Origin of the sequence: Shewanella halifaxensis HAW-EB4, from assembly GCF_000019185.1 — a bacterium.
Lineage (GTDB): Bacteria > Pseudomonadota > Gammaproteobacteria > Enterobacterales > Shewanellaceae > Shewanella > Shewanella halifaxensis.
In genome coordinates this window covers 3,506,539-3,518,480 of record NC_010334.1, presented here as the reverse complement: position 1 = coordinate 3,518,480, position 11,942 = coordinate 3,506,539, and the positions used below count along the sequence as shown (strand labels likewise).

The 11,942-nt window shown below is 43.2% G+C and carries 10 protein-coding genes; 5 read left to right on the top strand and 5 right to left on the bottom strand.

Going from position 1 to position 11,942, the window contains the following annotated elements:
• The first annotated feature begins 49 nt into the window (after nt 1-49).
• Complete coding sequence (locus tag SHAL_RS14970; protein WP_012277969.1) at nt 50-772, top strand: hypothetical protein; 723 nt, start codon at nt 50-52, stop codon at nt 770-772.
• A 143-nt stretch (nt 773-915) separates the two neighbouring features.
• Here the strand turns inward: SHAL_RS14970 and SHAL_RS14965 are convergent, their stop codons facing one another.
• Both SHAL_RS14965 and SHAL_RS14960 read right to left on the bottom strand, forming a co-directional pair.
• Entirely contained in the window at nt 916-1,806 is an 891-nt protein-coding gene (locus SHAL_RS14965) for a radical SAM protein (RefSeq protein ID WP_012277968.1), read from the bottom strand.
• Nucleotides 1,807-1,928: 122 nt separating this feature from the next.
• On the bottom strand, nt 1,929-2,753 hold the full coding sequence (locus SHAL_RS14960) for an enoyl-CoA hydratase/isomerase family protein (RefSeq protein WP_012277967.1): 825 nt from the start codon (nt 2,751-2,753) through the stop codon (nt 1,929-1,931).
• A gap of 134 nt (nt 2,754-2,887) precedes the next feature.
• On the opposite strand from SHAL_RS14960, the gene SHAL_RS14955 reads away from it, so the two are divergent.
• Nucleotides 2,888-3,832: a LysR family transcriptional regulator gene (locus SHAL_RS14955; protein WP_012277966.1), complete on the top strand. Its 945-nt coding sequence runs from the start codon at nt 2,888-2,890 to the stop codon at nt 3,830-3,832.
• A 143-nt stretch (nt 3,833-3,975) separates the two neighbouring features.
• Here SHAL_RS14955 and SHAL_RS14950 read toward each other — a convergent pair whose 3' ends face one another.
• Nucleotides 3,976-7,080: an efflux RND transporter permease subunit gene (locus SHAL_RS14950; RefSeq protein ID WP_012277965.1), complete on the bottom strand. Its 3,105-nt coding sequence runs from the start codon at nt 7,078-7,080 to the stop codon at nt 3,976-3,978.
• 9 nt (nt 7,081-7,089) lie between these two features.
• Complete coding sequence (locus SHAL_RS14945) at nt 7,090-8,193, bottom strand: efflux RND transporter periplasmic adaptor subunit (protein ID WP_012277964.1); 1,104 nt, start codon at nt 8,191-8,193, stop codon at nt 7,090-7,092.
• Between the two features lie 579 nt (nt 8,194-8,772).
• Here SHAL_RS14945 and ompW point away from each other — a divergent pair.
• A complete protein-coding gene (gene ompW, locus SHAL_RS14940; RefSeq protein WP_012277963.1) occupies nt 8,773-9,417 on the top strand; it encodes an outer membrane protein OmpW in 645 nt (214 codons plus the stop codon).
• 82 nt (nt 9,418-9,499) lie between these two features.
• Here ompW and SHAL_RS14935 read toward each other — a convergent pair whose 3' ends face one another.
• The gene (locus tag SHAL_RS14935) at nt 9,500-10,273 is read right to left on the bottom strand and encodes an SDR family NAD(P)-dependent oxidoreductase (RefSeq protein ID WP_012277962.1); all 774 of its coding nucleotides are present in this window, start codon (nt 10,271-10,273) and stop codon (nt 9,500-9,502) included.
• A 218-nt stretch (nt 10,274-10,491) separates the two neighbouring features.
• Here SHAL_RS14935 and SHAL_RS14930 point away from each other — a divergent pair, with 218 nt between their 5' ends.
• Both SHAL_RS14930 and metA read left to right on the top strand, forming a co-directional pair.
• Complete coding sequence (locus SHAL_RS14930) at nt 10,492-10,893, top strand: YbaY family lipoprotein (protein WP_012277961.1); 402 nt, start codon at nt 10,492-10,494, stop codon at nt 10,891-10,893.
• A gap of 76 nt (nt 10,894-10,969) precedes the next feature.
• Nucleotides 10,970-11,908, top strand: a complete 939-nt coding sequence (metA, locus tag SHAL_RS14925; RefSeq protein WP_012277960.1) for a homoserine O-acetyltransferase MetA — start codon at nt 10,970-10,972, stop codon at nt 11,906-11,908.
• The last annotated feature ends 34 nt before the right edge of the window (nt 11,909-11,942 follow it).

Sequence of the window (11,942 nt, the reverse complement as noted above, 5' to 3'; positions counted from 1 at the left end):
TCGTAGCCGTTGTTCTAAATTTTTCTTGTTGTAAATGGTGGCTTAATCGATGGAACTTTACCTTGATGCGATTAAAGAGATCAAAGAGTTAGCAAACGCAGAGGAGATCCATCGGGTTGATGATGTATCGATATATCTGGAGCGCTTTACAGATCTTGATCTAATCGCCACCGGTATCTACGCCGAGGTGTACGAAGTCCCCGGAGAGCCAGATAAAGTCATCAAGCTGTGTAACAGTAAGATAGATGGTTACTACCTATTTGCCCGCTGGTGCATGCGCCCAGAAAATCAAGATAACCCCCATGTTCCAACTATCCATCGTGAAGATACCGTCGAGTTGAGCAGCGGTCGAGTGGTGCGTTTTTACGTAATGGAGCGTCTTGAAGACATCACCGATGACGGTACAGAGCCCACTCGTCCAAGCCATTTTCATGATGATGACTTTGGCAAACTCTGGGGCACCTTGCGTACCATGACCCTGCCATTTGCCGATCCACAGAAGCCTTTCACCGATGAGGTTTCAAGTGTTGATGAGTTTGTCGAGCAGATCCAAGAGCCACGAGCGCATTTTTATATGAGCTCAGATGAGCGCAAGCCAGTGGTAATTGATGATGAGATTATTGATGAGCATGAAGAGCTGCTAAAAACGCTGTTTAAAGTGCTTAGCTTTATCGATGATCACGGAGTGATGGACTTGCATGGCGGTAACTATATGCTCCGAGGTGACACAATAGTGATTACTGACCCCATCTCTCATAAATACGCCGGTTGATACGTCCCTAACTCGTTATCTAATTCATAAAAAAGGGCTGATTATAAAGCCCTTTTTTATGTCGAACTGGCATTATTTTGACTTTAAAATCTCTGACTTTAAAATCTCTGACTTTAAAATCTCTGACTTTAAAATCTCTGACTTTAAAATCGGCCACAGTAAGCTTTACCGATTAAACTTTCGTCTTTGTTGTCTAAGTACTTATTAATAGATGCTAGCATTTTAAGTTTATCATCTTTAAGTAAGCCTTTAATTGGTAATAAATTAGATGCGTGAGTACCATCAATATATAAGGCTGGTAGCTCAATATGTTCCAGCAACATCTTCATCTCTTTTAGTACTTCATAAGGGTCGAGTAAATTAAACTCCCCCTTGGCAACTTGCCTATATAAAACAGTCCCTTCAATGGCGACAGTGGTTAATGTACCTAGTAGGTAAGGTTTTATCTGGTTGATTAATGTTGCCGTTTCTTTTATGTGAGTCTGTGATATTTCACCACGGCCCCCTATACCAATCATCACCATTGCGACTAGTTTTATGCCTGAAGCAACAATATTACGGCCTGCGACAAGCATCTCTTCGGCGCTAACGCCTTTACGGATCATACTGAGTACTTCATCCGAACCAGATTCAACCCCTAAATAGGTCATAGTGAGTCCGGCTTGTCTTAATTGTGTTAACTCTTCTTCTGTCTTACTCAGTGTACTTTGTGGGCCTGCATAAGTACTGACATGGCTTAAGTTTGGAAATGCAGAGTAAAGCTCTGCCAGTATTTCTAATAGCATGCTGGTGGGCAATGAAATAGCATCCCCATCACTTAAGAATACTTTTTCAATTTTTTGTATATTGGTGACATAAGCACGTTTTGCCATCTGAATATCTTCTATCAGTTCACCGATATCCCTTGCTCGGTAACGTACGTCTTTGTACATAGAGCAATAGGTGCATTTGTTGTAAGAGCAGCCTATTGTGCATTGCAGTATGTAGGCGTCCGCCTCTTGTGGTGGACGATAAATATTACCTTCGTATCTCACCTTTACCTTTACTTAACCGATTTACGGTCATCTACTTATTTAATAACTTTTTTTAGTAATTCAAAATATAAATAATATGGCAGCCATAGATGTGTTTATAGCTGACCATACTAGATATGCATCTAGCCATTGAATGACTTGGCAAGCTCTGCTGCCGTATCGACAAAGATCCCTTGAATATCCTTTGCTTCACGGTCAGTTTGTCCGCCATGCTTGATAAATGCATCAATGATGGCTTGTGTTTTATTCTCTTTTGCACGTTCTAGAAAATAACGTAGCTCTAGCTCGGCGCCAGCATCTTCATCTATTATTGATGCCGCGATGATCTCTTTGTACATCAGAATATTACGTATTTCTAACTGAGCAATAACGCCAAGTACTTGGGCTAAGAATTCATCCATCTCGGATTTCGGGACATACTGGGTAATTATATTTAATGCTTCAGCTTGTTGAGCTGTGAAGTCATTACCTAATAATAAGGCTTGTAGTGCTTTGTTTTTGCCCATCCTGCGAGCATACTGCACTGCGCCTTGGCCACCTGTTGGGATGTTTACATGTATTTCAGGTTGAGCAAATGCGGCATTTTCTGTTGCATAAGCCAAATCACAGGCCATCACAAATTCATCTCCACCGCCGCGAGCGACGCCATCAACCACGGCAACTGAAAGCTGCTTCATGGCTTTAATGTTGGTGATCATGTGATTAAACTCAATCGATGCAGCTTGGCCTGCAGTCGTACCGTTGATCACATGCAGATCTAAGTGAGCTAAAAAGAACAGTGGGTGGAGCGATTTAAACACGACTATTTTAGTATCACGGTCATATTTTAACGATAAAACAAAGGCGTTAACTTCGTTGATCAAATCACTGGTAATTACATTCGATGGTGGATTATTGATGCTAACAGTGGCTATGCCTTCGCTGTGGCTAATTGATAACTTGCTCATAATATCTTCCTCATGATTTAGTCGGCTCGGTTTGTTTAAGCCATTAAAGTGGAGCTACTATAAAGTTGTTATAAGCTAAGAAAAATGCTTAAACTGGCACTTGATTGGTGCTAAAAATGCAACAAAGAGGGTGTATGGATTTTCCAAGTCGATTATTACTGTTGCTTGAAGTCGCTGAACTGGGCTCATTTAGTAAGGTGGCCGAACAAAGAAATGTTGATAGATCTGTTATCTCTAAACAGATCAACCGACTAGAGCATGAACTTGGGGTGCATTTGCTAAATCGCACCACACGCTCACTTTCTTTAACCGCAGTGGGTCATGAAATGGTGAGCCAAGCAAAATCATTGCGTACTCTGTTAAATGACTCCCATCGATTGGCACAGTATTATCATTCGGAACCCAAAGGCGTACTGCGGATCACCAGCTCGACCTTGTTTGGTCGTCAACATGTACAGCAAGCAGTGTTGGTTTTTCAGCAACAATATCCCGATGTTGATATTGAACTGCGTTTAGAAGATAGGCTCATCGATATGGTTGGTGAGGGGTTTGATATTGGCTTTCGTATTGGCAAACCAAAAGACTCTAACCTGATTACTAGAAAGATTGCGCGAAACCGGCTGTTGATTGTGGCCGCTCCAGAGTTCATCAAAAAACATGGTGAAATAAAGACGCTTGAACAACTAGAGGCTCTACCCGCTGCGGTTTACGCCGCCCCAGGGCTACTGATCGATAAGTTCTCTTATCTTGATGCCAACAACGAAACTAAGCAGTTGCAATTGAATGTGGTTTATAAAGTTAATGATGTTGAAATGATCACCCAAACGGCTGTAGCGGGCAACATGCTGGCTGTGGTTGCCGCGCAGATGATTGATAACGAAATTCTAGAGCAGAAGCTTATTCCAGTAATGACTCAGCTTCATTTAAATGATCTAGGTACATTTTATGCGGTGTATCCGCATCGAGATGCTCCTATCAAAACTAAATTATTTATTAACACGCTTAAAGCTATCATTGGAGAAGAAGTACCAATTTGGGAAAAGAAAATTCCCAACTTTGATAAAATGTATGGGCATTAATAGTCATCACATATTTAGCTAAGTCTTAGCTTTGATATGCTTTTAGGTTCAACGATTGTGAGTATACCGCTGAATCCGTTCACCATTGCTATTGCCAATAACAATGGTAAAGGGTTTACGTTATTGCGGCATTGTCATGGACGTTACTGCGGCGTTAGTTGAGCGTCTTTGTTTACATCACTTTGTTGGTCATCAAATCCCTCATGGAATTTATGATCACTCGCGATATACGTGTACATCACTGGGAGAACAAACAGAGTGAATGCAGTTCCTACTGCAAGGCCTGCAACAATCACTAAACCGATATTGTAACGCGAAGCGGCACCCGCTCCACTCGCAAACAATAATGGAATGAGTCCTGCAATCATGGCTGAAGTTGTCATCAGAATTGGGCGTAGCCTGACAGTGGCAGCTTCAATGATGGCATCATGTTTTGTAGCACCTTTGAATATCTGCTCCTCTTTGGCGACTTCACACATTAGAATGCCGTGCTTGGTTATCAGCCCCACGAGCGTAATCAACCCCACCTGTGAGTAGATATTGAGTGATGTTTCGCCTGAGACATGTGTCCATCCAAGGGCAATTAACGCACCACTAATAGCAAGAGGCACGGTGAACATGATCACTAATGGATCGCGTACACTCTCAAATTGACTGGCTAAGACCAAAAAGATGATGGCAAGCGCGAGGGCGAAGGTAACGTACAGAGAGCTGCCTTCTTCAACAAATTGACGGGCCTCGCCCATAAATGTGTAGGTAAACCCTGGAGGTAAATCTGTTTTCGCCAATTGTTCGAAATATGCAATAGCATCACCCATTGCGACGTTAGGAGCTGGTACAGCCTCAATTGATATTGAGTTCATTTGATTGAAATGGGGTAAAGATTTTGCATTACCATTGACGCTATAACTAACTAAGCTAGACAAAGGAATCGCTGTGCCATTTTGCGCGGTGACATAAAACTGGTCAATTAGCTTAGGGTTGGCCCTATAGACGCGCTCTACTTGGGGAATGACCTCGTAGGAGCGGCCATCAATATTTACCCTATTAATATAGCCACCGCCCATCATGGTTCCGAGTGTTGAGCCGATTTCCTGCATGGTAACCCCGTATGCACCTGCAGCCTCACGATCAATTTTTAGTTGTACCAAGCCTGAATCATATTTTAAGTTCAAATCGGTATAAACAAGCAGTGGACTCTTCTTTGCTTTTTCCAATAACTTATTACCAATATTGTAAAGAGTTTCAAAGCTCGCAGGGCTAGTGATAACAAACTGAATAGGTAAGCCTCCTGACGCGCCTGGAAGTGAAGGCATTTGGTAAGCGGTAGCGGTAATCCCTGGGATTTTTTTAGCTTGTTTATTAACGTTTGCAGAGATCTGTTTTTGGCTTAGCGCTCTATCACTCCAAGGTACAAGCGGAGCAATAGCAAGGCCTTGGCTGCTAGTCGGAACACCAATCAAGGCTAATGACGCTTCTACTTGTGGTTGTTTAGAGATAATTTGGGTAATGAGCTCCATGTTAGCTTGGATATAGTCATTATTCGATGTTGATGGCGTTGTCCCTATCACGACCACAACTCCTTGGTCCTCATCGGGGGCAAGCTGAGAAGGAATGAAACTAAATATGATGGGGAGCGATACGAAGACGATGACAGCAAAAAATACCATCGCACCCCGATGATCAAGTACCGCAAGCAGCGTTTTGTGATAACGAGAGGTTAAACCGCCGAGCACACGCTCAACTGTTTCTTCAAACTTGCTAGGTTGAGCGTGTGGTTTGAGCATCTTTGAACACATCATGGGAGAAAGAGTCAGTGCGACAAAGCCCGAAATAACCACCGAGCCTGCTAGCGTAAGGGCGAACTCTTTAAAGAGAGAGCCCGTAACGCCTCCCATTAATGCGATTGGGGCATACACGGCTGCTAATGTGATGGTCATCGATATGATTGGGACTGCAATTTCTCGTGTCGCAACTAATGCCGCTTCTAACGGTTTTGTGCCCATTTTGATATGACGATCGACATTTTCAACCACCACAATCGCATCATCAACCACTAAACCTATCGCTAATACCATGGCGAGCAGTGTCATCAAGTTTAGAGAAAAACCGAATACCTGCATAACGGCAATCACGCCAATTAAAGAAAGTGGGATAGTGATAATGGGAATGATGACCGCTCGGAAAGAGCCAAGAAAAAGCAGGATCACCACAATGACAATCACAGCGGCTTCTGCAATGGTTTTCACCACTTCATCAATAGAGTCTGTAATGGCCAAGGTGGAGTCATAAATGAGTGTTGATTGGATGGTAGTTGGAAGGTTCTTTTCAACCAAATCAAACTTGGTGCGGATCCCTTCAGCGACATCGAGTGGGTTCGCCGTTGGGGTGGCATTAATACCGATAATCACCGCTTCACGGCCGTTAGCTAGAGCTCGAGTGCTGTCGCTGCTTTTTCCGAGGCTAATATCTGCCACATCTTGCAGCTGAACCACTTGGCCACTGTCACTTTTAATGACTAACTTTTTGAGCCCGTCAACCGTGTCGACTTGGGTGTTAATTGTACCGTTAAGAATGGTTAAACTGCTATTAAACTGACCGACTGCAGATTGATAGTTATTTTGTTGCAAAACAGTGATCAAATCAGCAGTGGTGAGATTATATTGCCCCAGCTTTACTGGGTTAGGCCAGATCCGTAGCGCGAACGGGGTACCGCCCATCATTTGGATGTTAGAGACACCGTTAACGGTTGATAATTGAGGGTTAACCACTCTTTCTAGGTAATCAACGATTTGGCTGGAGTCGAGTTCTTTACTGAAAAAAGAGATATACATGATGGAGGTTGTCGCCCCTGTCGATGAGGTGACTGAGGGATTATATGCTTCTTTCGGTAGCTGGTTTGTCACAGAGTTGATTTGAGATAATACGTTTGCCAGCGCCTCTTCTGGATTAGTATTGAGCCGCATGTTTAGGATAATAGTCGAGGTGCCAAGTTGGCTTGATGAGGTCATAAAATCAAGATTGTCTACTTGGGACAGGGCCTGCTCTAAGGGCTGAGTGATAAAGCCCTCAATTAACTCTGCATCGGCGCCAGGATAGGGTGTCGTTACGGTAATGACCGTGTTGGTCATCTCAGGATATTGTCTGACCTGCAGATCTTTCATTGCATTGAGGCCAAGAATAAATAGTAAAATGCTCAGTGAAGCAGCCATGACTGGACGATGAATAAACGTGTCGGTGAAATTCATATCTCGCTCCTACAGCTTTGGCATTTTATCTGAGGGCGTAATCGGATTCGGTGTCACGCTGACTTTAGTGTTGTTACCAAGATTGAGAATACCGGTTGTCACAACCTCCTGACCAAACGTTAAGGCGCCTTTAACTAACGCGTAGTTACCGTTTCTTTGTAATACGTCAACGGTTACCTGATGAACTCGCGTGTCATCACCTTGCTTATTGATTACAAATACAGAGTTGCCATATAAAGCAAATACAATGGCTGTTTGCGGTACTACAAATTGCTGTTCGAGGTTACTTAAGGCAACACTGACTTCGGCAAACATACCGCCGCGTAACGTTTGATCATCATTGGGCAGCTCTGCCTGAATCATCACTAAGCCCGTTTTGTAATTGATCACTGGCTCAATCGCGTTAATTTTTCCTGAGTATATACGGTCAGGATAGGGGTCAACGGTTAATGAAATAGGTTGACCAACACTGAGTTTACCTATTTGAGATTGGGGGACACTGAAGCGCACTCGCATTACTGACAAGTCTTCTAGACGAACAATGTTAGTGCCTGCTGAAAGAAATTGCCCTAGGTTGATATTTCTAATACCCAGTACGCCATTAAATGGGGCTTTGATTTGACGAAGCTCAATATTTGCTTGCAGGCTTTCTATGTTGGCCTGCAGTGCTTCATATTTCGCTTGTGCTGCCTGTAGACTTTGTTGTGATATGGACTTGTCTTTATAAAGCCTAAGCTGTCTGTTGTAATCATCTCTTACTGCGGGTAACTGTACTTCTTGCTCTTTAAGTTGTGCAGCTTGTACAGATGAGTTGATGTTGACTAAGGTAGTATTGGCCTTAGCTACATCACCATTTTCAAAATTAATCGCAGTGACTAGGCCTGCCACTTCATTAGAAATATTGACCCCTTGATTAGGTTCAATATAACCAATGGCTTTAATGTTTTGGTCCCAAGTATTAGGGGTTAATTTCTCAACTGTTACGGGATAGACGGGTTCAGGGAGGTTGGCGAGGGCAGTCGCTATTTTTTTATTAACAAAAAGGTTAAAACCTATCACGCTCCCAAAGGCTAGTATGGCAACAGTTACTACCCCTATTACCCATTTGTTCATATCCGAATCTCCAGTAGTAAAGTGATTTTATTAACAGTAAATATAGTGACTCAACTAAACATAGGGTTAATTAACAATACTGGCAAGAATGTAACAGCTATTTTAGTGCAAGGTGCTTTGTGGGCGAGCTTTACTGGTATATTTGTAAGACTCTGCATCTGTTTTTAGCCGTAAACTACTGACTTGTGTTGGTGGTTCACCATTAAATCGCTGCTTTGAATAAAGGTTATAGGAATATATTCATTTTCATCTTCATCTAATACTGGCTCTCAACTCTCAACTAAGAGCTATCTGCTCAGAGCCATCAACTTCAGGTCGACTTATTGTTGTGTTCACTCTTTTTACTTTCTGCTTGTTAAATATTCTAAGTGTGCTTTCCTCACGAAATTTAAAGGTGCGACTTCAATGAATGTTCCGTAAATGTGATCTTCATCGCCTTTGCGTGTGGCTGAGTGATAATTCGGGTTTATTTTTGATTCAGGTCAAATTTTGAGCGCTGATATTCTGGCAGGATGCGCGCAACTGTATGGATATTGATAACAAAAGCAGCGTTAAGTGTTGTATTAATGGAGTAGTATAATGAACAAAAAAATCGTTTCTAGCTTAATTGCCACCGCCCTACTAACCACTGGTTTTAGCTCTTCTGTATTCGCTCACCAAGCAGGCGATATTATCGTCCGCGCGGGTGTTGCTGTTGTTGCGCCAAATGAATCTAGTCAAGATGTCGCTGGTTTTGGTGAATTTAGTGTTGATGACAACACCCAGCTTGGTTTGAACTTCGGCTATATGTTGACCGATAATATTGGTATTGAGCTTTTAGCCGCTACGCCATTTACGCACGATATTTCACTCGATGGTGTAGGTAAAATCGCCGAGACTAAGCAGCTACCGCCAACTCTTGTAGCACAGTACTATTTCGGTGATGCGCAATCTAAACTTCGTCCATACATTGGTGCGGGTGTTAACTTCACTAACTTCTTCGATAACGAGTTTACCAATGACTTAGATGGTGCTTTGACTGATTTGAGTATGAGTAATTCTTGGGGCTTAGCGGCTCAGGTTGGTTTAGATTATCAAATCAATGGCAGCTGGTTAATCAACGCATCAGTTTGGTATGCACAGATCAGTACCGACGTGAAATTTAACCTAGGTGCGGATGCTCAGAAAGTTGAAACAGATATTGACCCATGGGTTTACATGATTAGTGTAGGTTACACTTTCTAATCCAAAGATATTTGGACAAATCCTACCCATAAAAAAGGAGCCAATAGGCTCCTTTTTTATGTTTCATACGCAATTGCTGTGGTTACTTCGACTCTTTCTTAGCTGCACGCTCAGCTTTCTTCTGCGCTTTGGTTTTCCAGTGGCGCGTGTTGTAAACAAACTCAGGTAAGCCTTTGGTTAACCATGCCACTAAGCGCCAGCGTTTAGTGACATAGGCTCTGCGTTTACCTGTTTTCATCGCCTTAATTATTTGGCTCGCCACAACAGGTAGTGGTGACAACCACAGACGGTTTTGTTGCATAGCCGCTTTATCTAGCATGCCTAACTGAATATCGGTAATCGTGATAGGCAGCTTCAGGCGCTGGGCATGCATGCTCAAACCTTCGAAGTAGTTCTGCGCATAAGCTTTCGAGGCGTGATAGGCCACACTTGGGCCGCCTCGTAGTCCGGCAATGGAGTTAATCGCGGCTAATTGCCCATAGCCTTGGTCGCGAAATAGTCTAAAGGCCGTATTGCAAATGGCTGAAAAGCCTTGCACATTAACTGTGATGATATCTTGTTCAGGCTGCCAAGGCAGCTCTGGATCGTAATGGGTTAACCCAGTATTGACCAAAATAAGATGAGCACCGCCAAGAGATTGCCAAACGGCATTCAGGGTACTGATAATGGCTTCTGGCTCGTCGATTTGTAGCGGGAAAACTTGCGCCTTAGTGGGCAAGGATTGGCTAAACTCGATAAGAGACTGTGGATCTTGTGCTAATAGGGCCAGTTCAACGCCTTCATCTGCAAGTTGTTTTGCAATTTCACGGCTAAGTAATGAGCTAGCGCCCACAATTATTGCAGTTGCTTGTGTCATATGGGTATTCGACTTCGAATAGGTAACTTATCATAGAAAGATAAGTGTATTAGAACAAGATTAATTGTCTGTTGCTGTGACAAGCATTGTGAGAATACCTATTCTTTAACAGCAGTTATCGGTGGATAGTTAACAGACTTTTTCGATTAACTGATATAAAATTTAAGTACGGACATATAGACTTCCAGATGTCTTAATGTATTATTAGGAGCGTAAATATGAAACAGTGGTTTAAGCCTTTATTACCTTTAGCGGTAGCAGCAAGCATGTTGACTGGTTGTGCAACATCCAATGCTGTGGTGGAGATCCATGGTGAGGTTTGGTACAAGGAGCGAATCGCGCTACCCGAAGACGCGGTGATCAGCGTTCAGGTTCAAGATGTGTCGCGAATGGATGCACCTGCTGAAGTGATTGCAGAGTTTGAGCGTAATGATGTCAGTACCCCAATCCCATTCCAGTTTTTAATTAATAGAGATCAATTTGAAGATGGCCACACCTACAACATAGGTGCACGTATCACGCTAGATGATAAATTGATGTTTATTAATACCCAGGCTTACCGAATCGATCTGGACTCGAGTGAGCCAATGTCTGTATTAGTACAGAGGGTGGCACGTTAACTAAATTAGCTGTGAGTTAGTCTAGCTGGCGCGTCTCTTTCTGATAGGTTACATAATTAGAATAAAGAGGCGCGTTATGCCGGTTAAAATCCCCGATGATCTGCCCGCTGCAGAGATCCTGGAGTCAGAGAATATCTTTGTCATGTCCGAGACTCGGGCGGCGAATCAAGATATTCGTCCAATGAAGGTATTAATCCTTAATTTAATGCCCAATAAGATTGAGACCGAAACCCAACTGCTACGCCTCTTAGGTAATACCCCTCTGCAAGTCGATGTGGATCTGCTACGAATTCACGATAAAGCTTCAAAGCATACCTCTATTGATCATATGAACAATTTCTATCGAGATTTTGAGCAGGTACGGCAGAAAAACTATGACGGTTTAATTATTACTGGCGCGCCGCTTGGGCAGATAGAGTTTGAAGAGGTGTTATACTGGGATCATATCCGTGAAATCATCGATTGGTCACAGCAGCATGTCACCTCGGTGCTCTTCCTATGTTGGGCGGCTCATGCGGCGCTGTATCATCTATTCGGTCTAAACCGATCACTGCTGACAACTAAGCGCTCAGGGGTGTTTACCCATAAGCGCACCTCTGAGCACTATCCCTTGTTGCGTGGCTTCGATGATGAATTTTTTGCACCGCATTCGCGTTTTGCCGAGATGGATATCGATAAGCTAAAGGCGCACCCAGAGCTTCAGGTGTTGACCGAGTCAGAGACAGCAGGTGCCTATATGGTGCTCTGCAAAAACAATCGTAACCTGTTTGTGATGGGGCATCCCGAGTATCAAAAATCGACCTTAAAAGATGAGTATTACCGCGATCTTGAGCAAGGTTTAGCGCCTGAAGTGCCGCAAAATTACTTTACCAACAATGATCCACTGCAAGCGCCCATTGCCCGTTGGCACAGTCATGGCAGTCTACTGGTGAGTAATTGGCTTAACTATTATGTCTACCAGCTGACGCCATATAATCTCGATGATATGACGGGGATAACCCCTTGGGGAACATAATAACCAGTGGAGTAAATCGCTGTTAGTTGCATAA

What these genes read in the sequence shown, in the direction of transcription:
- ompW (WP_012277963.1), top strand. Translation starts at nt 8,773, where the DNA reads ATGAACAAAAAAATCGTTTCTAGCTTAATTGCCACCGCCCTACTAACC.
- SHAL_RS14960 (WP_012277967.1), bottom strand. Translation starts at nt 2,753, where the DNA reads ATGAGCAAGTTATCAATTAGCCACAGCGAAGGCATAGCCACTGTTAGC.
- SHAL_RS14950 (WP_012277965.1), bottom strand. Translation starts at nt 7,080, where the DNA reads ATGAATTTCACCGACACGTTTATTCATCGTCCAGTCATGGCTGCTTCA.
- metA (WP_012277960.1), top strand. Translation starts at nt 10,970, where the DNA reads ATGCCGGTTAAAATCCCCGATGATCTGCCCGCTGCAGAGATCCTGGAG.
- SHAL_RS14945 (WP_012277964.1), bottom strand. Translation starts at nt 8,193, where the DNA reads ATGAACAAATGGGTAATAGGGGTAGTAACTGTTGCCATACTAGCCTTT.
- SHAL_RS14935 (WP_012277962.1), bottom strand. Translation starts at nt 10,273, where the DNA reads ATGACACAAGCAACTGCAATAATTGTGGGCGCTAGCTCATTACTTAGC.
- SHAL_RS14930 (WP_012277961.1), top strand. Translation starts at nt 10,492, where the DNA reads ATGAAACAGTGGTTTAAGCCTTTATTACCTTTAGCGGTAGCAGCAAGC.
- SHAL_RS14955 (WP_012277966.1), top strand. Translation starts at nt 2,888, where the DNA reads ATGGATTTTCCAAGTCGATTATTACTGTTGCTTGAAGTCGCTGAACTG.
- SHAL_RS14970 (WP_012277969.1), top strand. Translation starts at nt 50, where the DNA reads ATGGAACTTTACCTTGATGCGATTAAAGAGATCAAAGAGTTAGCAAAC.